Below are 21,548 nucleotides of genomic sequence, written 5' to 3'. Positions count from 1 at the left end.
CAGCGATAGCGTCCGGTGGCCCAGCCGCCGGACGTACAGAACAGAACTCAGAGGATTTCATGGAATTTTTCCGGATCAAAAAAGATATTCCCTTCATGCGCCATGCGTTGATTTTCAACGTGATTTCGGCACTGACATTCGTGGCAGCCGTCTTCTTCCTGTTCCACAAGGGCTTGCACCTGTCGGTCGAGTTCAAGGGCGGCACAGTGATGGAGGTCAAGTACCCCAAGGCCGCCAACCTGGAAAGCATACGCGGCACCCTGATCAAGATGGGCTATGAAGAGCCCGGCGTGACCAGCTTCGATACGGCGCGCGACGTGATGATCCGCCTGCCGGTGGAAAAAGGCGTGTCGGCCGCCAATACCTCGCTGCGCGTGTTTGACGCACTGTGCAAGGTCGAGCAGGGCAGCACCAAGGCGATCGACACCGTTACCGAAAAAGGCGAGCACGTGCTGAAAAGTGCCTGCATGGACGCGGCCGGCAATGAAGCGGTCGTGCTGCAAAAAGTTGAATTCGTCGGCCCGCAAGTGGGCGAAGAACTGGCGCAGAACGGCCTGAATGCGATTGTCATGGTGGTATTGTTTGTGATGGCCTATCTGGCCGTGCGTTTCGAATGGAAATACGCTGTCTCGGCAATTATCGCCAACTTGCACGACGTGGTGATCATCCTGGGCTTCTTCGCTTACTTCCAGTGGGAATTCTCGCTGACGGTGCTGGCGGCGATCCTGGCCGTGCTCGGCTACTCCGTCAATGAATCGGTGGTGATCTTTGACCGTATCCGCGAAAACTTCCGCAAGCAGCGCAAAGCCACCGTGCATGAGGTGATCGACAGCGCCATTACCAGCACCATTTCGCGTACCATTATCACCCACGGCTCGACCCAGATGATGGTGCTGTCGATGCTGATCTTCGGCGGCCAGACCCTGCACCACTTTGCACTGGCGCTGACCATCGGTATCTGCTTCGGTATTTACTCGTCGGTGTTCGTGGCGGCCGCGATCGCCATGTGGCTGGGCGTCAAGCGCGAAGACCTGATCAAGCCGGTCAAGGAAAAAGACGAAACCGACGGCGCCGTGGTGTAAGCCGGTTCGTCCGAATTGTTGATTTGCCAGAACGGTCACCGCAGGTGGCCGTTTTTTTTGGGAGTAAACATCATGAGCCGCAGCAGCCGTTTGATCTTGCTGATGGACGCCATGCGCGGCAAACGGGTGCCGGTGACGGCGGCGCAACTGGCGCAGCAACTCAATGTTTCCGAACGCACGATATACCGCGATATCCAGACCCTGGCCGAACTGGGCGCGCCATTGCAGGGCGAAGCAGGGGTTGGCTATGTGCTGCGGCGCGGCGCTTTTTTGCCGCCTTTGATGTTCGATGCCGACGAGCTCGAAGCGCTGGTGCTCGGTGCACGCTGGGTACGCCGCCAGGGCGATGCGGCCCTGGCGCAGGCGGCCAGCAATGCGCTGGCGAAAATCGCCGCCGCCGCGCCGCGTGACCTGCGCGACACGATGGCCGAGACCAGCTTGTGGGTGCCGCCGGCTGCGGCGGCCGAGGACGGCGCTCTGGCCGACCGTTACGTGCAGCCGGTGCGCCTGGCGATTCGCCATGAGTGCCGGGTGACGCTGGCGTATCAGGATGAGCACGGCCGGGTTACGCAGCGCACCGTCTGGCCGTTCGCGCTGGCCTATTTCGACGGCAAGCGCGTGCTGGCGGCCTGGTGCGAACTGCGCAGCGACTACCGTCATTTCCGCATCGACCGCATCGCTGGCGTGAACGGTGGGGAACCTTATCCCAAACGTCGTTATGAGCTGTTGAATGTGTGGCGCAAGATGTACGGTATCGAGCCCGAAAGCTAGTGTTTGCTCCTGACAAAAACTGTCAGTGTCCACTCGTACCATGGTGACTTCTTCACTCACTGGAGCTGCCACCATGCGCCTGTATCACAACCCCATGTCGTCCAATGCCCGCCGCACCCTGATGACGGCGATCCACCTCAAGCTGCCGGTGGAACTGGCCGAAGTCGACCTGATGAATATGGACGACCGTCGCCGCCTGGCCGAGCTCAATCCCAACGTCAAGGTGCCGGTGCTGGCCGACGGCACGTTTTTGCTGTGGGAGTCATGCGCCATCATGCAATACCTGGCCAGCAAGGCGCCGGGCCAGACCTTGTATCCGGAGCAAGCGCAGGCGCGCGCCGATGTCGACCGCTGGCTGTTCTGGTGTTCCCAGCACTACGCGCCCGCCATCGGCGTGCTGACCTGGGAACTGGCCTGGAAGGGCATGACGGGCTGCGGCGAGGCCGATCCACTGGAAGTGGCGCGCGGCGAACGCGAACTGGCCGAATGTGCCTTCGTGCTCGACAACCACCTGGCCGGCCGCAGCTGGGTCTGTGGCGACAGCTTGACCCTGGCCGACTTTGCCCTGGCCGCGCCGATGATGTATGGCGAGAAGATCGCGCTGCCGCTGGCGCAGTATGGACATCTGCAAGCGTGGTTTGCGCGTGTGCAGCAACTGCCGGCATGGCAGGAAACCAATCCGCAGTGGTAGGCCGGTACTGCAGCATTTAAGTGAGCCAGCGTACGGAGCGCGCCCATTGGCGCGCATACGATAGGGCTGTCTCTTTCAGGACATCCCCAGCTTTGGACTTTGCCCGCTTTCGAGCGGGTTTTTTTTTGGCATGACGGATATGACTGGGATAGACAGTGGATTGAAAATTTGATAAGTTCCTGCATCTAGGCAATATTCGATCATGACAAGGAAAGCCATGTTGTTTCCACGCCATCCCAGGCCTTTGCTCAGTACCCGTGCGATCGCCACCATGGTGGTGCAACAGCAGCAACGCACACCCGCGATGGACAAGCATGTGCTGGTCGTCGAGAGCGCCAGGCCGGTACCGGCGCCCGTGGCGCCGGTGAAGAAAGATCAGTGAACCAGCACGTGCAGCAGCGACTGCACTTCCTCGTCGGCGTCGGCGAGGATGCTCGACAGCGTTTCCTGGCCGCCGATCAGGCAATCGATGCCACGCGCGGCGCGGGCATTGCGCACGGCAACCGCAGCCGGGCTTTCGTTGAGCGGTGATGCCACCGGCGCCAGGTCGTTGGCCAGCAGCAGGGTGTCGCCGAGCGACTCGGGCGGAATCGCGCGCAGGCCTTCCCACAGCGAGGCAATCGCGCCCATCACCGCTTCGGGAACCTTCAGCTTGGCCAGCACGCCCTGGCCGATCGCCTGCTCGCCATGCTCGACCCATTCCTGCGGCTCGCCATCGAGCAGGCCTGGAAACTCGGCCGCGCGCGACAGCAGGTAAAAGCCGCCTACTTCATGCATGATGCCGGCAAATAGCGCCGTATCGGCGTCGACCTTCGTCACGCGCCGCGCGATCACCTGCGACAGCGCCGCCACATGGGCCGTATGCTCCCACAATTGCGCCGCCTTGGCCTGCAGTACCGGATCGGTAATCGTGCTGCCCAGCTGGCGCACGATCAGGGACGCGACCACCGATTGCAGGGTACGCACACCGAGGCGCTGTACCGCATTGCGTACGCTGGTAATCTCATTGCCGGAACGGTTGAAGGCGGCCGAATTGGCGATCGCCACCGTGCGCGCAGCCAGCAGCGGGTCTGCCTGCACCAGCTTGGCGGCCGCCTCGATATGACAATCGGGATCGGCCAGCGCCTGCTGCAGCTTGAGCGAAGCGTTGACATTGGCGGGGAAGGTCAGCTCGCCACGGCCAGCTGATGCGGCGATACTTTTAAAGGCGTCGAGTCTGTTCATCGAAAAAATTATACTCGCAATATTTCTTTTCGGAACTTTTTAAACTTGATTTTTTCGTACATAAAGCAAGTTGTTGCAAGCAACTAGCCCGTAAACGAAAAAGGGCATGCTTGCGGCGTGCAGCATGCCCTTTGAAGCGTTTGCGTTATTAGAGCACTTCACTGAAGATCGCGTCGCAACCTTCCACCAGTTCATCACTGTCTTCCAGCTCATCGGTCAAACCCAGGTCGAACAATTCCTCGACCGCGTTCATGAAGCTGTTGTGCTTGGTGGCACCGATCAGGCGGTAGATTTCGCCGTCTTCGTTGCGCACGCCGATAATCAGTTTTTCCTGGCGCACCAGCTCCGGTGTGCTGGCGTTGAGCAGCAGGTTGCCGATGATGTGTTTATCGAAATGGGCAGGTTTTTTGCCGTCGAGCAGGGAAGTTTTCAACTTGGTTTCCTTTGATATTGTTAGATGCTTGATGAGTTTTCAGCTGTGGCCGTTTGCAATGGCCTGTTTCAGTCGCGCCAGGGTGGTTTCCAGGCGGCTGAAATCGTCTTCGGTATAGCCTTCAAACAAGTGCTGCCCTTGCCTGGTGAGTTGGGGAAACACCTCATGAAACACTTGCTCACCTTCAATACTCAAGCGCACGGAATAGGAGCGCTTGTCGCGCGTGCAGCGTTCGCGCCTGACCAGTCCTTTTTGTTCCAGCCTTTCGATCACCCCCGTCAGCGTGCCCTTGGTGATCAGGGTCTTCTGGCCCAGCTCCTTGTAGGGCATGCCGCAGGTGTTGCCCAGCGTGGCGATAATGTCGAACTGGGCATGCGTCAGGCCGTACTGGCGCACAAAGTCGCTCGAAAAGCGTTCGAAGCCTTGCATGCATTCGGCCAGCAGCCGGATACTTTTTAAATATCGTTCACCCATAGACAGTGATTATATCCTTGTGGCCCGCTTTTTTCCGGTACGGCCGAACTCCGGTATCATGTCCGCACCCCAGCACCTGACCTGACTGCGCCTGCCGATGTCCTTTGCCAATCTCTCCCGTATCGGCCTTGATAAACCGCTGCGCTTGCTGCTGATCCATGCCGGCGACGCCGAGTCGATCACTTGGGCCGGCCTGGTGCAGCCGCTGCGCCTGTGCGCGCGTGCGCTGGGGCCGGCAATGCTGCAACTGGAGATCCGCACCCCCGAACAGGTGGCGGCCCAGGGTGGCAACTGGCATGTGGCCTTGCTGGTGGCCGACGAGACCGAAGCGCCGCTGGCCCCTGAATTGTGCCGCGCCGTGATCGAGCGCTGCCGTTCGGCGCCATTCTGGGGCGGCGTGGGCGCGGCCGTGCTGTGGCTGGCCAGTGCCGGCGTGATGGACGGCGTGCGCATCGCCCTGCCTTGGGCGCTGTATGCGGATGCCGAAGCCAAGGCCGAGCGCGCCATCCTGACGCCGCACCTGTTCGATATCGACGGCCCCCACCTGACTTGCTGCGGCGGAGCGGCCAGCATCGACTTTTCACTGACCCTGATCGAGACCATCTTCGGCGCCGACGCCCAGGCATTGGTCAAGGAGGCGCTGTGCGTGGACAAGGTGCGCGGCAAGGAAGAGCGCCAGCGGGTGGCCCTGCAAGCGCGTTTCGGCGTGCTGCAGCCGAAACTGTCGGAGGCGGTCACCTTAATGGAGACCAATATCGAGGAACCGCTGTCAACTGACGACATCGCCAGCCTGGTCGGGCTGTCGCGGCGCCAGCTGGAACGGCTGTTCAAGCAATACCTGGGCAGCCTGCCGTCGCGCTACTACCTGGAACTGCGGCTGCAGAGATCACGGCAACTATTGCTTGATACGCACTATTCCATCGTGCAAGTGGGGCTGATGTGCGGTTTTTCGTCCGGATCGCATTTTTCCACCGCGTTTGGCACGCTGTTCGGCAATACGCCCAGGGAAGAGCGCCAGCGTAAACTGATGCCGCCAGGCTAGATGCAGCAAGGGTTTTCCTGTGATGAATTGTGAAAATCCTTGTCGCAGATTCAAAAGAGTTTTAGCATCCCGCTTTTTATAATGCAGTACATGCGCAGCTGTCGTAGTTGCGGGAGTACCTAACATATTGATGGGGAATGCTATGAATGCCAAGCTTGATTCGACCGTAACGGCTCGTCCGGTCACCCGCGAAACCTATGATCAGGTTCTCGTTCCCACTTACGCTCCTGCCGCGATGGTGCCTGTGCGCGGCGCCGGCCTCGATCTGTGGGACCAGTCCGGCAAGCATTACCTCGATTTCACCTCCGGCATCGCCGTCAACAGCCTGGGCCACTGCCATCCGGCGCTGGTCGAAGTGCTGACCAAACAGATCAACACCCTGTGGCACCTGGGCAATGGCTATACCAACGAGCCGGTGCTGCGCCTGGCGCAAGCGCTGACCGAAGCCACTTTCGCCGACCGCGCTTTCTTCTGCAATTCGGGCGCGGAAGCCAATGAAGCGGCGCTGAAACTGGCGCGCAAATATGCGCACGGCAAATTCGGCGCGCACAAGTCGCGCATTATCTCGTGCTTCAGCTCCTTCCATGGCCGCACCCTGTTTACGGTCTCGGTCGGCGGCCAGTCCAAGTACACGGAAGGCTTCGAGCCGCTGCCGCCATCGATCGACCATATCGCCTACAACGATATCGAAGCGGCGCGCGCCGCCATCGGTGACGATGTGTGCGCGGTGATCGTCGAGCCGGTGCAAGGCGAAGGCGGCGTGGTACCGGGCAACCCTGAATTCCTGAAAGAACTGCGTGCCCTGTGCGACAAGACCGGCGCCCTGCTGATTTTTGACGAAGTGCAGTGCGGCATGGGCCGTACCGGCGCGCTGTTCGCCTACATGGGCTATGGTGTCACGCCAGACATCCTGACGGCTGCCAAGGCGCTGGGCAATGGCTATCCGATCGGTGCCATGCTGACCACTGAAGAACTGGCGCAAACCCTGAACGTCGGCACCCACGGCACCACCTACGGCGGCAACCCGCTGGCTGCCACCGTCGCCTTGAAAGTGCTGGAAACGATCAACACGCCAGCCTTTCTGGCGCGCGTCAAGCAAGCCAGCGTCAACACCATCGCCATGCTGGAAAGCCTGATCAACGACTATCCGCAAGTGTTTTCGGTGGTGCGCGGCAGCGGCTTGCTGCTGGGCCTGGTGGTCAGCGATGCCTGGAAAGGCCGCGCGAAAGACATCCAGAAAGCGGCCGAAGCGCAAGGCCTGATGGTGCTGATCGCCGGCATGGACGTGGTGCGCCTGGCGCCGGCGCTGATCGTGTCGGACGAACAGATCGCAGAAGCAGGCCGCCTGCTGCGCGCCGGCATCGACGGCCTGCTCAAGGCATAAGCGTTCACACGCCATCGCATCACTTCACCGGCCCGCCGCCTTTGCCGCGGGCCGGCTTGGTTCTACCCTGCACTGAAGGAGTCTCCATGTATGTTGTCCGTCCGGTAGCAATTACGGATATCGCAGCGCTGGAAGCGCTGGCTGCGGTCACCATGCCGGGTGTCCATACGCTGCCGAAGACGCGCGAGAAAATCGCCGCTTCCATCGAGCGCTCCATTGCCTCGTTTGCCGCCCACGTCGATATCCCCAGCGAAGAATCGTATCTGTTCGTGCTTGAATCGCTGCTCGATAACAGCATCCTCGGCACCGCTGCCATCTTCGCTTCTGCCGGTTCGAACGGCACCTATTTTTCCTTTCGCAACGACGTTATCCAGCAAGTTTCGCGTGACCTGAACATCAGCCACAGCGTGCATGCGCTGACGCTGTGTTCGGAGCTGACGGCGTATTCGCAATTGTCCGGCTTTTATGTGCGCAACATGGAGCAGGCAGGCCTGGAAGCGGCGCTGCTGTCGCGCGCGCGGCTGCTGTTTGCCGTATTGGCACCGCACCGTTTCGGCGACCGCTTCTTCGTGCCGCTGGCCGGCATCACCGACGGCAACGGCCAGTCGCCGTTCTGGGATGCGCTGGGCCGCAAGTTCTTCCAGATGGATTTTCTCGATGCCGAAAAAGTCATCGGCGGCGCGCGCAACCGCACCCTGATCGTCGAACTGATGCCGCACTATCCCGTCTATGTGCCGCTGCTGCCCGGCGACGCGCAGGCGGCCATGGGCCAGATCCATCCGAGCGGCGAACTGGCCTTCAACCTGCTGACGGAAGAGGGTTTTGAAGCCGACGACTATATCGATATTTTCGACGGCGGCCCTATCCTGCAGGCGCACAAGAATTCGCTGCGCTCGTTTACCGGTTCGCTGACCCGCCGCGTGACGGCAGGCATGACGCCCAGCCGCACCGGCCTGAAAGTCAATTACGCTATCGCTTCTGGCGCCGAGCGCAATTTCCGCGCTGTCACGTTCGCCTGCGATGCGCTTGAAGCGCAAGACACGGTGGGCCTGCCGGCCGACCTGCTCGACGCGCTGGCGGTGTCCGCCGGCGACAGCGTCATCTGCGTACGCATCTAAGGGAGACCCACCGCATGCTAGTAGTTCGCGCCATCAACGCTTCCGACCTGGACGCCCTGTACGGCCTGGCCAGCCAGGTCGGCACCGGCATGACCACATTGAAGCCCGACATGACCATGCTGGGCGACCGCCTGGCCATTGCCTGCGCCTCGTTCGCCGAAACCATTCCGCCCGAAAAGCGCGACTACATGTTCGTCATGGAGGATACCGATTCGGGCCGCCTGGCCGGCGTGTGCGCGATCAAGGGCGCGGTTGGCCTGGAAGAGCCATTTTACAATTACCGCATCGGCACCCTGGTCCATTCCAGCCGCGAGCTCGATGTGTTTACGCGCATGGAAACGCTGTATCTGTCGAACGACCTGACCGGCAGCACCGAACTGTGTTCGCTGTTCCTGCATCCCGATTACCGCAGCGGCAACAACGGCAAGCTGCTGTCGAAAAGCCGTTTCCTGTTTATCGCCCAGTTCCCGCATCTGTTCACGGAAAAGCTGATCGCCGAGATGCGCGGCTACCAGGCCCAGGACGGCAGCTCGCCATTCTATGAAGGCCTGGGCCGCCATTTCTTCAAGATGGATTTTCACCATGTCGACGACCTGACCAGCCTGGGCAAGAAATCGTTTATCGCCGAGCTGATGCCGCGCCAGCCGATGTACGTGGCCTACCTGCCCGACGAAGCGCAGGAAGTGATTGGCAAGGTCCACCTGAGCACGGCGCCGGCGCGCCGTTTGCTGGAACAGGAAGGCCTGCACTTCGAGGGCTATGTCGACATTTTCGACGCCGGCCCCGTGCTGCAGGCGCGCGTGTCCGAATTGCGCGCCATGCGCGACAGCCTGCCGGCCGTGCTCGATACCCAAAGCGGCGCGGACGCCTGCGCCGTGCCGGCCGATGCCGAGCCCTACCTGGTGTCGAACACCGACCTGAAGGATTTCCGCATGATCGTCACCGACGCCATGCCGCAAGGCGGCAAGCTGGCCTTGCACGACGATGAATTGCATCTGCTGCGCTGCCAGCACGGCGACACCGTGCGCACGCTGCCACTCAACCCGAGGAAGCATACCCATGTCTGAACAATTCAATCCAGCATCCGCCCCATCGAACTTCATCAACGGCGCCTGGCTGCCCGGCAGCGGCGCCGAACTGGTGACCATCGACCCGTCCACCGGCCGCCAGACCTGGGCCAGCCTGGCCGCCACCGAACTGGAAGTGGAGCAGGCCTGCGTGGCTGCTCGCGCCGCCTTTGATGCCTGGGCCGATACGCCCGTCGACGAGCGCATCGCCACCTGCGTGCGCTTTCGCGACCTGCTCAAAGCGAATGCCGAAGAACTGGCGCTGCTGATCTCGGAAGAAGTCGGCAAACCGTTGTGGGAATCGCGCACGGAAGTGGCCACCATGGCCAACAAGATCGACATCTCGGTGCAGTCGTATAACGCGCGCACCGGCATCACGCAAAGCACTATCGCCGATGGCGATGCGGTGCTGCGCCACCGCCCGCACGGCGTGTTCGGCGTGTTTGGCCCGTACAATTTCCCGGGCCACCTGCCGAACGGCCATATCGTGCCGGCCCTGATCGCCGGCAATACCATCGTCTTCAAGCCCAGCGAATATGCGCCGCGCACGGCCGTGAAAACCGTGCAGCTGTGGCAGCAGGCCGGCGTGCCTGATGGCGTGATCAACCTGGTCAACGGCGCGCGCGATACCGGCGTGGCGCTGGGCGCCAACCCTTTGCTGGACGGCGTGCTGTTTACGGGTTCCTGCCAGACTGGCGTCAGCTTGCACCGCCAGTTCGGCGGCCAGCCGGGCAAGATGCTGGCGCTGGAAATGGGCGGCAACAACGCGCTGGTGGTGTGGGACATCAAAGACGTGGACGCGGCCGTCCACCATGCGATCTTTTCCGCGTTTGTGTCGGCCGGCCAGCGCTGCACCTGCGCGCGCCGGCTGGTGGTGCAGGACAACGCTGCCGGCGCTGCTTTTGTCGCGCGCCTGGTGGAAGTGGCGGGCAAGCTGGGCCTGGGCGCCTCGAACGCCCAGCCCGAACCGTTCATGGGTCCTGTTGTCTCCGCCGCCGTGGCCAAACGCCTGGTGCAGGCGCAGATGGACATGGTCGCCAGGGGCGGCACCAGCCTGCTGCAGATGCGCCAGCTGAACCCGGAAGCGGGCTTCGTCACGGCCGGCATCGTCGACGTCACCGATGCGAAAGGCATCCCTGATGAAGAGTGGTTCGGCCCGCTGCTGCAGGTGATACGCGTCGCCGACTTTGATAGCGCCCTGAAGGTGGCCAACGCCACCGAATTCGGCCTGGCGGCGGCACTGCTGTCCGACGACGACAAGCTGTGGCAGAAATTCCAGACGCGCGCGCGCGCCGGCATTATCAACTGGAACCGCCCAACCACGGGCGCGGCCAGCACGGCGCCGTTCGGCGGCATCGGCAAGTCCGGCAATCATCGGCCGAGCGCCTATTACGCGGCCGATTACTGCGCCTATCCGGTCGCTTCGATCGAGAACGCGACCTTGTCCATGCCGGCCAAGTTGTCGCCCGGTTTGCATTTCTAAGGAGTCTCCATGCACGGCACGCGCGAATACAATTTTGACGGCCTGGTTGGCCCATCGCACAACTATGCGGGGCTCTCGTTCGGCAACGTCGCTTCGTTCAGCAACGTAAAAAGCGCATCGAACCCGAAGCAGGCCGCCTTGCAGGGCCTGGCCAAGATGCGCGCGCTGGCCGCGCGCGGTTTTGCGCAAGCCTTGCTGCCGCCGCAGGACCGGCCCAACTTCCGCCTGCTGCGCTCTATAGGTTTTACCGGTACCGACGCCGACGTGCTGGCGCGCGCGTACAAGGAGTCGCCGGTGATACTGGCCTGCGCTTATTCCGCCTCGCCCATGTGGACTGCCAATGCTGCCACCGTCAGCCCGTCGGCCGACACGCAGGATGGCCGCGTGCATTTCACGGCCGCCAACCTGAACAACAAGCTGCACCGCGCCTTCGAGCACGCGCAGTCGGCGCGCAGCCTGCGCGCCATCTTCGGCAATGAAAAACACTTTGCCGTGCACGATGCCCTGCCATCGACGCCGGCGTTTGGCGATGAGGGCGCGGCCAACCATACGCGTCTGGGCGCCACGCACGGTGCGCCGTCGGTGGAGCTGTTCGTGTATGGCCGGGTCGAGTTCGACCCTTCCGCGCCATCGCCGAAGCGCTATCCCGCGCGCCAGACCCTGGAAGCGTCGCAGGCCGTGGCGCGCCTGCATGGGCTGGAGGCGAAACGCACGGTGTACGTGCAGCAGAATCCCGAGGTGATCGACCAGGGTGTGTTTCACAATGATGTCATCGCGGTTGGCAACGGGAATGTATTGTTCTATCACGAGCAGGCGTTTGCCGATGAAGAGGCGAGCCTGTCGCAAGTGCGCCGCGCGGTGGCGCACGCCGGCGCGCAACTGGCGGCGGTGCGCGTCGACACGGGCCAGGTGCCTATCCAGGATGCCGTGACCAGCTATCTGTTCAACAGCCAGCTTTTGAGCAAAGACGACGGCACGATGGCGCTGGTGATTCCGCAGGAATGCTGCGAAAACAAGGCCGTCTCGCGCTACCTGGAAGGACTGGTGGCCGACGGCGGCCCGATCGACGAGCTGATTCATTTCGACCTGCGCCAGAGCATGCGCAATGGCGGCGGGCCGGCCTGCCTGCGTTTGCGGGTCGCCTTGACTGAAACCGAGGCGCGCGCCATGCACCAGGGTGTGATCATGACCGAAGCGCTGTACCATAGGCTGGTGGCCTGGGTGGAAAAGCACTACCGCGACCATCTGGAACCGTCCGACCTGGCGGACCCGCAACTGGCGCTGGAAGTGCATGCGGCGCTTGAAGAATTGACCATCATCCTCAACTTGCCTGGATTGTACGATCGCCAGGCCTGGCAATAGCCGCAACACCCGATACAGAATTGGACGGGCCAACCCCGTCCCCAGCCAGCATGGCCGGCCAGCCACAAGCAAGCATGGCCGCGCTGCACATACACTACGACATGGAGATGCAAGATGAACCAAACGCCACAAGATTTGCGCACGCAAACGCTGCAACTGGTGCAGGCCAGCGCGGCCAGCAAGCCCGTCACCGAACTGGTACAAGCCTGGCTCGATTCGCTCGACGCGGAAGACCTGGCCGATATCGCGCCCGCCAGCCTGGCGCCGGTGCTGGTCGACGGCTTCACGCAGGCAGCTACCCGCAGCAGCGACGGCTGCCAGATCGCCACCCTGCGCTACGCCGATGGCCGTGGCGGCATGGCGAGCGCCTTGCTGATCCTGAACCAGGACATGCCTTACCTGGTCGACTCCATCGTGATGGCCATGCGCCGCCAGCACCTGGCCGTGCGCGGCGTGATGAATACCGTGCTGCCGGTGCGTCGCGCTCTTGATGGCAGCGTGGAAGCGGTGCGCCAGCCTGGCGACCCGCTCGAGTCCTATGTGCTGGTGCTGCTGGACGAAGAACTGGTGCCTGACGCGCAGGCCGCGCTGGTCGATGCGATTGAAATGGTGGCGCGCGACGCTGCCGTGGTGCGCCGCGACAGCGTCGCCATGGGCGAGCGCCTGTCGGCGGTGGCTGCAGCCACCCAGGGCGAAGAAGGCCCGGAAGTGGCCGCCTTCCTGGAATGGGCACGCAGCGGTGGTTTTGAAGTCTTCGGTTACGGCTACTATCGCGTCAAGCCGGGCGTGCGCGAACTGGAGCGCGACCTGCCGAGCCGCATCGGCGTACTGCAGGACACGACCCATCCCATTTACGATACCAGCCTGGCCAATATTCCCGGCGACTTCGACACCCTGGCCAAGCGCGACTCCGCCTTGTCCATCGTCAAGGCCGATGTGGCCGGCACCTTGCACCGCGACCAGCAGCTTGATTTCATCGGCGTGCGCGACACCGACGCACAAGGCGCCATCCTCGGCGAGCATTGCTTTGTCGGCCTGTTTACGCGTGCCGGCAATTCCACCCCGCTGGCGGCGCTGCCGTTTGCGCGCGGCCGCGTGGCCAAGGTACTGAGCCTGGCCGGCGTGCGCCAGCAAGGCTTCCGCGCCGAGAAATTCCGTGAAATCCTCGAGTCGCTGCCGCGCACCGAAGCGCTGGAAGCGGACCTGGACTGGCTGGTGCAAGTGTGCGGCACCGTCGTTTCGCTGTACAAGCAGCCGCGCACCAAGGTTTTCGCGCGCCGCGACGTGTATGCGCGCCACCTGAACGTGCTGGTCTACCTGCCGCGCGAGCGCTACAGCGCCAGCGTCGCCAGCGCCCTGGCGAAAGCCCTGAAAACCAGTTCCGGCGCCACCCATGTCAGCATGCAGACGCTGGTGGCCGACGGCCCGCTGGCGCGCGTCTACCTGATCGCCCATGCGGCGCGCTATCCGCTGGACCTGGAAACCGATATCGAACAGCCCCTGCTGGGCGTGCTCGATGGCTGGCACAACGGCTTTGCCGCCGTTGCCGACGCCGTACCGGACGTGGCCCTGCGCGCAAGCCTGCGCAAGTTGTGCGCTACCTTGCCGCTTGATTACGTCGCTGCCACCGCGCCGACCGTCGCCTACCGCGACCTCGACACCATTTTGCGCAATACCGATCCGGCCAACGTGGCCGTGCGCATCGAGTCCGGCCTTGTTACCACCATCCGCTTGTATTCGGCCAACCGCGTGCCGTCGCTGTCGACCATTCTGCCGGCGCTGCATAACGCCGGCGTGGCGATCGACCGCGAGCAGGCCTATTCGATCTTCTCGCCCGAAGGCACGCGCTATTTCGTCACCAGCCTGACGGTTGACGCCACCAGCGCCGCCAAGCTGGCGCAGCCGAGAGTCGCCAAGGTGGCCGAAGAACTGTTCGCCGCCCTGTTCAACGACACGGTCGAAGACGGCCGCCTGAATGGCCTGGTGATCGAAGGTGGCCTGTCGACGCGCGAAGTGCAACTGGTGCGCGCCTATACCAGCTACTGGCGCCAGACGGGCAGCCGTTTCTCGGTGCGCTATATCGCCGAGAGCCTGCGCCGCCAGCCGGCCCTGGTGAAAGCCCTGGTCGACGCCTTCCTGCAGCGCTTCGATCCATCGCTGTCCGATGAGCATCACGCTGCCGCACTGGAAACCATCGTCGGCATCAAGGCTGGCCTGGCGTCGGTCAACCATGCCGATACCGAGGAAATCCTGGGCGCGCTGGCCGACCTGATGGCGGCCACCCTGCGCACCAGCTACTTCCAGAACAATCAACAGGGTGACAAGATCATCTTCAAGTTCGACACCAGCAGCCTGGCGCTGGTGCCGGAACCGCGCCCGTACCGCGAAATCTTTGTGTTCTCGCGCCGCTTCGAAGGCGTGCACCTGCGTGGCGGCCCGGTCGCCCGCGGCGGCCTGCGCTGGTCGGACCGCATGGAAGACTACCGCACCGAAGTGCTGGGCCTGGTGAAAGCGCAGATGGTGAAGAACGCCGTCATCGTGCCGGCCGGCGCCAAGGGCGGTTTTGTCTGCAAGCAGATGCCGCAGGACGCCGCGCGTGAAACCATCGCGGCCGAAGGCGAATCGGTCTACCGCCTGTTCATTTCCAGCCTGCTGGAAGTGACCGACAACCGCTCGCTGGGCAATATCGTGCCGCCACAGGACACCGTTTGCTACGACGAGGCCGACCCCTACCTGGTGGTGGCTGCCGACAAGGGCACGGCGACATTCTCGGATATCGCCAACGGCATCGCCGTGCAGCGCGGCTTCTGGCTCGGCGACGCGTTTGCTTCGGGTGGTTCGAATGGTTACGATCATAAAAAACTGGGCATCACCGCCAAGGGTGCGTTCGAAGCCGTGAAGCGCCATTTTTATGAAATGGACCACGACATGAATACTACCCCGATCACCATGGTCGGCGTGGGTGACATGTCGGGCGACGTGTTCGGCAACGGCGTGCTGCTGTCGCGCCAGCTGAAACTGCTGGCCGCGTTCGACCATCGCCATATTTTCCTCGACCCGACGCCGGACGTCGTCGTCTCGTTCGAAGAACGCGCACGCATGTTCGCACTGCCACGCTCGTCGTGGGAAGACTACAACAAGGACCTGATCTCGGAAGGCGGCGGCGTGTATCCGCGCAGCGCGCGCTCGATTCCACTGTCGCCGCAGATTCGCGCCGCGCTCGATATCGCGGAAGTGTCGCTGCCGCCGGAAGAGCTGATGCACCGCATCCTGAAAGCCCCGGTGGACCTGTTCTACAACGGCGGCATCGGTACCTATATCAAGGCCTCGACCGAAACCCATGCGCAGGTCAAGGACCGCGCCAATGACCAGATCCGCGTCAACGGCAATGAGCTGCGCGTGAAAGTGGTGGCCGAAGGGGGCAATCTGGGCGCCACGCAAGCGGGCCGGATCGAATTCGCGCTCGCTGGCGGCCGCATCTTTACCGATGCGATTGACAATTCGGCCGGCGTCGATTGCTCCGACCATGAAGTGAACGTCAAGATCTGGCTCGATGTTGAAGTCAATGCCGGCAAGCTGACCGAAGCAGAACGCAACCGCGAACTGTATGCGATGACGGACGACGTCGAACGCCTGGTCCTGCGCGACAACACGCAGCAGACCCATTTGCTGGTGCGCGAACTGCAGGCGCAAAGCGAAGGCGCGGTGCAGGATGGCTATGCGGCCCTGATCGCCAGCCTGGAAGAGGAAGGCGCCCTGTCGCGCGACCTGGAGCAACTGCCGGCCGTGGCCGAACTGGCGCGCCGCAAGGCCGACGGCCGTGGCTTGACCACGCCGGAACTGGCGGTGGTGATCGCCAACGTGAAGAACCGCTACAAGCGCATCCTGGCAACCCTGCCGTTGACGGAGGAAAGCTGGGCCGAGCCGGTGCTCAAACCCTACTTCCCGTCGCTGCTGGTAGAAACCCGTTCTGCGCTCGACCATCCGCTGGCCAACGCCATCCTCGCCACCGTGCTGGCCAATGAAGTGGTCAACCGTTGCGGCCCGCTGATGCTGCGCGAGCTGGCGTCCGAGTACAACGTGGACGAATCGACCGTGATCCTGGCATGGGGCCAGGCATGGGTGGCACTGAACCTGGCGCCGGTGTTTGACGCGCTCGATGCGGATGCCTTGAGCATTCCGCGCGAGGTGTCGATCAAGGTCGATGCGCAAACACGCGCACTGCACAAGACCATGCTGGCCGGCGTGCTGTCGGTACCGGGCGAGCAATTGCGCGGTGCCGGCCTGGCCGAGCTGACGGGCCTGTTCGGCGCACACTCGAAACGTGAACTGCTCAATGCGGTCGGCATCAAGTCGGAAGCGGCGCTGGTACCGGGCTTGAGCCCGGCCTTTGTGCAGGCCTGGGATGTGGTCGATGCGCTGGAAGTGGTGGCGGGTTTCCTGTTCCCGGCCCTGTCGGTGCCGCGCCCTGCGGCGATGGACCTGGCGGCCTTTTTGCAAATGGGCCTGGCCCTGCGCAGCCAGGCCGGTATCGACACGCTGGAACGTGGCCTGAAGCTGGCCGCGCAAGGCAAATCGCAGGAACAGTTGCGCAGCTATGCCCAGCAAGCCCTGCGCCGTACGCAACAGCGCTTGCTGACGCAGGTGCTGGCACGCGCCGAGCAAGGTGAAGGCAATGCCGTCGATGCGGTGACGAGCGAACTGGGCCTGTCGGCCTATGTCGCGGCAACCGAACTGGAACAGGCCATGCTCGATGTATGGACCCTGTCCGAGACGGTCAACCGTGGCGTGCCAGCGGAAGTGGCAGCCTGATGACGGCAGCACACGGCTTGCCGCCGGCCGTGCAAGCGCTGGCGCAGGCAGACTTCAGGCTTGTGGCGCAGTTGTTTGCCGACGCCGGCTTTGCCGTGGCGCTGCCGGCGCCCGGCATGCTGCAGGTAAAGAGCAACCAGCCTGACGCAGCGCGCGCCAGCGTGGTGCTGTCGGTCGGCGTGCATGGCGACGAGACGGGGCCGATCGAAGTGCTGGCCCATCTGCTCGACGCGCTGTCGCGCGACGTGTCGAGGCAACCGCAATCGCTGGCGGTCGACCTGCTCGTTTGCGTCGGCAATGTCGACGCGATCCGCGCCGGCAAGCGCTTTATCGATGCGGACCTGAACCGCATGTTCCGTCCCGTGCGCGGTTCGCTGGCGCAAGCGGCGGAAAGCGCGCGCGCCGATGAAATGATCGCGGCGACCAGGGCGTTCTTCAGCGATGCGGGGCCAGGGCGCTGGCACCTGGACCTGCACACGGCGATACGCCCGTCCGTCTACCCGACCTTTGCCATCGTGCCGGACCTGGTGGAAGAGGGCGCCAGGGCGGCGCTGATAGACTGGCTGGGCCAGGCGGCGATCGGCGCCATTATCATGAATCCGCAATCGGCCGGCACCTACAGCTATTACTCGGCCGAGCATTGTGGTGCGGCTGCCAGCACGGTGGAACTGGGCCGCGTGGGCGTACTGGGCCAGAATAATTTGTCGCTGTTCGACGACGTGTCGCAGGCGCTGGACGGCTTGCTGCGCGGCTTGCCGGCGCGGCCTGTGAAGGCGGCGCCGCATGTGTTCAAGGTGGCGCAGGAAATCATCAAGCACAGCGATGCGTTCCGCATGGCATTCGACCGCAGCACGCACAATTTCACGTCCTTGCCGCAGCATGCCATGATCGCCAGCGATGGCGACACGGTGTACACGGTGCAACATGCGCAAGAGCTGGTGGTGTTTCCGAATCCCGATGTGCGCGTCGGCCTGCGCGCCGGGCTGATGGTGGTGCGCGTGGCCTGATTTTTACCGACGCACAAGACCATGGCGCCAGCGCAGGGTTTCCTGCCTGGCGCCATTTTTTTATCCTGATTCCGCACGGAAATAATTATCCATCGAGCAATTATTCATTTAAAATAAGTGTTCCTCCCTGCTGATCATCCGGATACCTTATGTTGAAACATTTGCTGGCCGTCGTGTGCTTCTCTTTTGCCGGCCTGATGGCCAGCGCCCATGCCGCCGACAAGCCGGCCACGCCGGAAATGACCGAGGCACAGTTCCTGGCGCAGTTGAAATTCCAGACCGGCAAGATCACCTTGCCCGGCGCTATCGCCACCCTTGATTTGCCCGCCAACTTCCGCTACCTGTCGCCGGCCGACGCCGAGCGTGTGCTGGTCGATGCCTGGGGCAATCCGCCGGGTTTCGAGTCGCTGGGCATGATCGTGCCGGCCGCCACCAGCGTGCTCGAGCGCAATAGCTGGGGCGTGATCGTGACGTATGAAAAGGAAGGCCATATCAAGGACGACGATGCGGACAGCATCAAGTACGACGAGCTGCTGAAAGACATGCAGGCGTCGGTCCTGGAAAACAACAAGGAGCGCAAGGAGCAGGGCTATCCCGCCATCCATTTGATGGGCTGGGCGGAAAAACCCAGTTATGCCAAGGACAGCCATAAACTGTATTGGGCCAAGGATCTGATGGCCGATGGCGGCGCGCATTCGCTCAACTACAACGTGCGCGTGCTGGGCCGCGAGGGCGTGCTGAACCTGAACGCCATCGCCGGCATGGACCAGATCGACACGATTAAACAGGAGATGCGGCAGGTGACGGCATTTACCGACTTTACGCCCGGTAACCGCTATGCCGACTTCGACAGCAAGACCGACAAGGTGGCTGAATATGGCCTGGCGGCGCTGGTGGCCGGTGGCGTGGCGAGCAAGCTGGGCCTGTTTGGCAAGCTGATCGCGCTGCTGCTGGCTTTCAAGAAAGTGCTGCTGGTCTTGCTGTTTGGCGGCGCCACGGCCATCTGGAAATTTTTCACGGGCAGGCGCAAGCAGCCGCAAACGCTGCCGGTGGCCGACGGCCAGCCGCTGCATGCTGTTGACGGCAAGGTCAACCTGGACAAGTAGCCCGCTGCGTGCGCACGGCTTCGGCCGGCCTCGGCTACACTGGCTGATCGCAACTACTCAGGAGTGAAGAATGTCCGTATCCATGTACCAGGCCACCGTTCCCGTTTTCGTGCGCGGTTTGCGCGTCGTTTCAAGCCTGCTGGAAAAAGCGCAGGCCCATGTCGAGCAGGGCGGCATCGTGCCGGAAATTTTACTCGGTGCGCAGCTGGCGCCCGATATGCTGAACCTGACGGCGCAAGTGCAGCGCGTCAGCGATACGGCGAAACTGTCGGTCGAACGCCTGAGCACGATACCGGCGCCGCGCTTTGAAGACAATGAAACCTCGTTCGATCAGTTACAGCAACGGATTGCCGACACGATTGCCTATATCGATGGCGTGAACGCCGGCCAGATGGCGGGCAGCGCCCAGCGCGAAGTGGTGCTGAACTGGACCGACGAGGGCAAGCGCTTCAACGGTGATGACTACCTGCTCAGCTTCGCCCTGCCCAACTTCTATTTCCACGTTTCCATGGTCCACGCCATCTTGCGCAACAACGGCGTAGTGATCGGCAAGCTGGACTACCTCGGTCCTTACGACTGATTGCTCTTAACGCTGCGGCTGCTGCACCTGGTTCTGCACGGCATTACCCAGGAAGCCGCCGCCTATCACGCCGGCCACCGTCGCCAGCGCCTTGCCGCGCCCACCGCCCACCTGGTTGCCGATCAGGCCGCCGAGCACGGCGCCGGTGCCGATGCCCACATAGTTCGGTTGCGCAGGCGCTTGCACCTGCTGCTGCTGGCGTACCGGTTCGCGGTAGGCGTAATCGTCGTCGCGGCTGGCCGGACGCGCTTGCGCCACGCGATGTACCACGCGTTTATGGACCACCGGCGCCGGGGCTGGCGCGGCTTGTGCCACCACGGGTGCGGCTACTGGCGCTGCCACGGGTGCCAGAGCCTGCGGCGCCACCGGCGCGGCCAGGCTGCTTGCCGCCAGCTCTGCCGGCACGGCGGGTGCATTGTTGGCGCTGGATTTGGGCAGGATGCCGGCAATCGATGCCGCACCGACCAGGCACAGTACTGTGGCGGAAATGGCGGCGCCGGCCATCAAGGGGTGAATGCGTGCGGTAGTGCTGGTGGCGGTGCTGTTCATCTGTGTCTCCTGAAAATGGTTGGTGTTGCTGATGTGTCCAGAGTAACGGCACCTTGCTTCCCCGGATAGACCTTGCGCTGTATCAAACGTAAGCAGGTGTAATCCACCGTTTTCCTGATCGCTGTACCATCTGTGCTTCATCAAGCCGGAGTTATCCATGAGCCAGTTATTCACGCCCTATCAGCTGGGACCCTTGTCCCTGGTCAACCGCATCGCCATCGCCCCCATGTGCCAGTATTCTGCCGAGAACGGCAACGCCACCGACTGGCACATGATGCACCTGGGCCACCTGGCGCTGTCGGGCGCGGGCGTGCTGATGACGGAAGCGACCGCCGTCTCGCCGGAAGGACGTATTTCCGCCGACGACCTGGGCTTGTGGTCCAGCGATAACCAGCAAGCGCTGGCCAGGGTGGTGCAGGCGATCCGGCGTCACTCCATCATGCCGCTGATCGTGCAACTGGGCCACGCGGGGCGCAAGGCGTCGAGCCGTGCGCCCTGGCAGGGCGGCAACTGCGTGCACCTGTCGGAAGGCGGCTGGCAGACGGTGGCGCCGTCGGCGATTGCCCATGCGCCCGGTGAAACAGTGCCGATTGCGCTCGATGAGGCCGGTTTGCTGCAAGTAAAAGCCGCATTTGTCGCCGCTGCCAAACGGGTCCATGCGCTCGGCATCGAAGGCATCGAACTGCATGGTGCGCATGGCTACCTGCTGCATCAGTTCCTGTCGCCGCTGGCCAACCAGCGCACCGACGCGTATGGCGGCAGCCTGGAAAACCGCATGCGCTTTCCGCTGGAAGTGTATGAGGCCGTGCGCGCGGCCGTGCCGGCCAGCATGGCGGTCGGCATGCGCATTTCCGCCACCGACTGGGTCGAAGGCGGCTGGGAGATCGAGCAAAGCGTACAGCTTGCGCACGCACTCAAGCACCTCGGCGCCGACTTTATCCACGTTTCCAGCGGTGGCATGTCGCCGCAGCAGAAAATTCCCCTCAGCCCCGGCTACCAGGTGGGTTTTGCCGAGCGCATCAAGGCGGAAACGGGCATGCCGACCATCAGCGTCGGCCTGATCACCGAGGCGCAGCAAGCCGAAGACATTATCGCCGGCGGCCAGTCCGACATGGTGGCGCTGGCGCGCGCCATGTTGTTCGATCCGCGCTGGCCGTGGCATGCGGCGGCCCAGCTGGGCGCTCAGGTGCAGGCCCCGCCGCAGTACTGGCGCTCGCAGCCGCGTGAATACAAAGACCTGTTTGGCGACACGACGCAAGGCCAGCGCTGACAGCAAGTTGAGGCGTCCTCTGCTACACTGGGCGCGCTTTTACTCATTCTCCAGGACATTCGACATGCGCCATTGATACTGCCGTGCTTGTGC

Annotated in this window: 19 protein-coding genes; 15 read left to right on the top strand and 4 right to left on the bottom strand. The window is 62.9% G+C overall.

Features of this window, described 5'->3' with window-relative positions; genetic code table 11:
- The first annotated feature begins 59 nt into the window (after positions 1-59).
- The 4 genes from secF (at position 60) to ACQ4WM_RS23910 (ending at position 2,926) form a co-directional block, all read left to right on the top strand.
- On the top strand, positions 60-1,082 hold the full coding sequence (gene secF, locus ACQ4WM_RS23925) for a protein translocase subunit SecF (protein WP_436549152.1): 1,023 nt from the start codon (positions 60-62) through the stop codon (positions 1,080-1,082).
- Between the two features lie 72 nt (positions 1,083-1,154).
- Positions 1,155-1,853 carry a helix-turn-helix transcriptional regulator gene (locus tag ACQ4WM_RS23920; RefSeq protein ID WP_436549151.1) on the top strand — a complete coding sequence of 233 codons (699 nt, stop codon included), beginning with the start codon at positions 1,155-1,157 and terminating at the stop codon, positions 1,851-1,853.
- Between the two features lie 73 nt (positions 1,854-1,926).
- Positions 1,927-2,544, top strand: coding sequence for a glutathione S-transferase family protein (locus ACQ4WM_RS23915; protein WP_436549150.1), 618 nt, complete (start codon positions 1,927-1,929; stop codon positions 2,542-2,544).
- 217 nt (positions 2,545-2,761) lie between these two features.
- Complete coding sequence (locus tag ACQ4WM_RS23910; protein WP_436549149.1) at positions 2,762-2,926, top strand: hypothetical protein; 165 nt, start codon at positions 2,762-2,764, stop codon at positions 2,924-2,926.
- On the opposite strand, the gene ACQ4WM_RS23905 is transcribed toward ACQ4WM_RS23910, so the two are convergent.
- The 3 genes from ACQ4WM_RS23905 to ACQ4WM_RS23895 form a co-directional block, all read right to left on the bottom strand.
- Positions 2,920-3,768 carry an HDOD domain-containing protein gene (locus ACQ4WM_RS23905; protein WP_436549148.1) on the bottom strand — a complete coding sequence of 283 codons (849 nt, stop codon included), beginning with the start codon at positions 3,766-3,768 and terminating at the stop codon, positions 2,920-2,922. The genes ACQ4WM_RS23910 and ACQ4WM_RS23905 overlap by 7 nt on opposite strands.
- Positions 3,769-3,916: 148 nt before the next feature.
- Positions 3,917-4,201, bottom strand: coding sequence for a hypothetical protein (locus ACQ4WM_RS23900; protein ID WP_308924034.1), 285 nt, complete (start codon positions 4,199-4,201; stop codon positions 3,917-3,919).
- 39 nt (positions 4,202-4,240) lie between these two features.
- On the bottom strand, positions 4,241-4,630 hold the full coding sequence (locus ACQ4WM_RS23895) for a MarR family winged helix-turn-helix transcriptional regulator (protein ID WP_436549147.1): 390 nt from the start codon (positions 4,628-4,630) through the stop codon (positions 4,241-4,243).
- A 142-nt stretch (positions 4,631-4,772) separates the two neighbouring features.
- On the opposite strand from ACQ4WM_RS23895, the gene ACQ4WM_RS23890 reads away from it, so the two are divergent.
- The 10 genes from ACQ4WM_RS23890 to ACQ4WM_RS23845 all read left to right on the top strand — a co-directional run bounded on the left by ACQ4WM_RS23890 (position 4,773) and on the right by ACQ4WM_RS23845 (position 19,636).
- The gene (locus tag ACQ4WM_RS23890) at positions 4,773-5,717 is read left to right on the top strand and encodes a GlxA family transcriptional regulator (protein ID WP_436549146.1); all 945 of its coding nucleotides are present in this window, start codon (positions 4,773-4,775) and stop codon (positions 5,715-5,717) included.
- 142 nt (positions 5,718-5,859) lie between these two features.
- Positions 5,860-7,101 carry an acetylornithine/succinylornithine family transaminase gene (gene astC / locus ACQ4WM_RS23885; protein WP_436549145.1) on the top strand — a complete coding sequence of 414 codons (1,242 nt, stop codon included), beginning with the start codon at positions 5,860-5,862 and terminating at the stop codon, positions 7,099-7,101.
- Positions 7,102-7,187: 86 nt separating this feature from the next.
- Complete coding sequence (locus ACQ4WM_RS23880; protein WP_436549144.1) at positions 7,188-8,219, top strand: arginine N-succinyltransferase; 1,032 nt, start codon at positions 7,188-7,190, stop codon at positions 8,217-8,219.
- A 14-nt stretch (positions 8,220-8,233) separates the two neighbouring features.
- A complete protein-coding gene (astA, locus tag ACQ4WM_RS23875) occupies positions 8,234-9,286 on the top strand; it encodes an arginine N-succinyltransferase (protein WP_436549143.1) in 1,053 nt (350 codons plus the stop codon).
- Positions 9,279-10,769, top strand: coding sequence for a succinylglutamate-semialdehyde dehydrogenase (astD, locus tag ACQ4WM_RS23870; RefSeq protein WP_436549142.1), 1,491 nt, complete (start codon positions 9,279-9,281; stop codon positions 10,767-10,769). Before astA ends, astD begins: the two co-directional genes overlap by 8 nt.
- A 9-nt stretch (positions 10,770-10,778) precedes the next feature.
- A complete protein-coding gene (gene astB, locus ACQ4WM_RS23865; protein ID WP_436549141.1) occupies positions 10,779-12,131 on the top strand; it encodes an N-succinylarginine dihydrolase in 1,353 nt (450 codons plus the stop codon).
- 114 nt (positions 12,132-12,245) lie between these two features.
- Positions 12,246-16,943: an NAD-glutamate dehydrogenase domain-containing protein gene (locus tag ACQ4WM_RS23860; protein WP_436549140.1), complete on the top strand. Its 4,698-nt coding sequence runs from the start codon at positions 12,246-12,248 to the stop codon at positions 16,941-16,943.
- Positions 16,943-17,950, top strand: a complete 1,008-nt coding sequence (locus ACQ4WM_RS23855; RefSeq protein ID WP_436549139.1) for a succinylglutamate desuccinylase — start codon at positions 16,943-16,945, stop codon at positions 17,948-17,950. Before ACQ4WM_RS23860 ends, ACQ4WM_RS23855 begins: the two co-directional genes overlap by 1 nt.
- A 149-nt stretch (positions 17,951-18,099) precedes the next feature.
- Positions 18,100-19,056, top strand: coding sequence for a DUF2167 domain-containing protein (locus ACQ4WM_RS23850; RefSeq protein ID WP_436549138.1), 957 nt, complete (start codon positions 18,100-18,102; stop codon positions 19,054-19,056).
- Between the two features lie 70 nt (positions 19,057-19,126).
- Positions 19,127-19,636 (top strand): DUF1993 domain-containing protein, encoded by a 510-nt coding sequence (locus tag ACQ4WM_RS23845; RefSeq protein ID WP_436549137.1) that lies wholly within the window; start codon positions 19,127-19,129, stop codon positions 19,634-19,636.
- A 6-nt stretch (positions 19,637-19,642) separates the two neighbouring features.
- Here ACQ4WM_RS23845 and ACQ4WM_RS23840 read toward each other — a convergent pair whose 3' ends face one another.
- Complete coding sequence (locus ACQ4WM_RS23840) at positions 19,643-20,185, bottom strand: glycine zipper 2TM domain-containing protein (RefSeq protein WP_436549136.1); 543 nt, start codon at positions 20,183-20,185, stop codon at positions 19,643-19,645.
- 157 nt (positions 20,186-20,342) lie between these two features.
- On the opposite strand from ACQ4WM_RS23840, the gene ACQ4WM_RS23835 reads away from it, so the two are divergent.
- The gene (locus ACQ4WM_RS23835) at positions 20,343-21,455 is read left to right on the top strand and encodes an NADH:flavin oxidoreductase/NADH oxidase (RefSeq protein WP_436549135.1); all 1,113 of its coding nucleotides are present in this window, start codon (positions 20,343-20,345) and stop codon (positions 21,453-21,455) included.
- Positions 21,456-21,548 lie beyond the last annotated feature (93 nt).

Source organism: Janthinobacterium longum, from assembly GCF_051380735.1.
Lineage (GTDB): Bacteria > Pseudomonadota > Gammaproteobacteria > Burkholderiales > Burkholderiaceae_D > Janthinobacterium.
This window is presented reverse-complemented; position numbering and strand designations above follow the sequence as displayed.

What these genes read in the sequence shown, in the direction of transcription:
- ACQ4WM_RS23890 (WP_436549146.1), top strand. Translation starts at nt 4,773, where the DNA reads ATGTCCTTTGCCAATCTCTCCCGTATCGGCCTTGATAAACCGCTGCGC.
- astA (WP_436549143.1), top strand. Translation starts at nt 8,234, where the DNA reads ATGCTAGTAGTTCGCGCCATCAACGCTTCCGACCTGGACGCCCTGTAC.
- ACQ4WM_RS23860 (WP_436549140.1), top strand. Translation starts at nt 12,246, where the DNA reads ATGAACCAAACGCCACAAGATTTGCGCACGCAAACGCTGCAACTGGTG.
- ACQ4WM_RS23915 (WP_436549150.1), top strand. Translation starts at nt 1,927, where the DNA reads ATGCGCCTGTATCACAACCCCATGTCGTCCAATGCCCGCCGCACCCTG.
- ACQ4WM_RS23905 (WP_436549148.1), bottom strand. Translation starts at nt 3,768, where the DNA reads ATGAACAGACTCGACGCCTTTAAAAGTATCGCCGCATCAGCTGGCCGT.
- ACQ4WM_RS23840 (WP_436549136.1), bottom strand. Translation starts at nt 20,185, where the DNA reads ATGAACAGCACCGCCACCAGCACTACCGCACGCATTCACCCCTTGATG.
- ACQ4WM_RS23920 (WP_436549151.1), top strand. Translation starts at nt 1,155, where the DNA reads ATGAGCCGCAGCAGCCGTTTGATCTTGCTGATGGACGCCATGCGCGGC.
- ACQ4WM_RS23850 (WP_436549138.1), top strand. Translation starts at nt 18,100, where the DNA reads ATGTTGAAACATTTGCTGGCCGTCGTGTGCTTCTCTTTTGCCGGCCTG.
- astB (WP_436549141.1), top strand. Translation starts at nt 10,779, where the DNA reads ATGCACGGCACGCGCGAATACAATTTTGACGGCCTGGTTGGCCCATCG.
- ACQ4WM_RS23845 (WP_436549137.1), top strand. Translation starts at nt 19,127, where the DNA reads ATGTCCGTATCCATGTACCAGGCCACCGTTCCCGTTTTCGTGCGCGGT.
- ACQ4WM_RS23835 (WP_436549135.1), top strand. Translation starts at nt 20,343, where the DNA reads ATGAGCCAGTTATTCACGCCCTATCAGCTGGGACCCTTGTCCCTGGTC.
- astC (WP_436549145.1), top strand. Translation starts at nt 5,860, where the DNA reads ATGAATGCCAAGCTTGATTCGACCGTAACGGCTCGTCCGGTCACCCGC.
- ACQ4WM_RS23880 (WP_436549144.1), top strand. Translation starts at nt 7,188, where the DNA reads ATGTATGTTGTCCGTCCGGTAGCAATTACGGATATCGCAGCGCTGGAA.
- ACQ4WM_RS23895 (WP_436549147.1), bottom strand. Translation starts at nt 4,630, where the DNA reads ATGCAAGGCTTCGAACGCTTTTCGAGCGACTTTGTGCGCCAGTACGGC.
- ACQ4WM_RS23910 (WP_436549149.1), top strand. Translation starts at nt 2,762, where the DNA reads ATGTTGTTTCCACGCCATCCCAGGCCTTTGCTCAGTACCCGTGCGATC.
- astD (WP_436549142.1), top strand. Translation starts at nt 9,279, where the DNA reads ATGTCTGAACAATTCAATCCAGCATCCGCCCCATCGAACTTCATCAAC.
- secF (WP_436549152.1), top strand. Translation starts at nt 60, where the DNA reads ATGGAATTTTTCCGGATCAAAAAAGATATTCCCTTCATGCGCCATGCG.
- ACQ4WM_RS23855 (WP_436549139.1), top strand. Translation starts at nt 16,943, where the DNA reads ATGACGGCAGCACACGGCTTGCCGCCGGCCGTGCAAGCGCTGGCGCAG.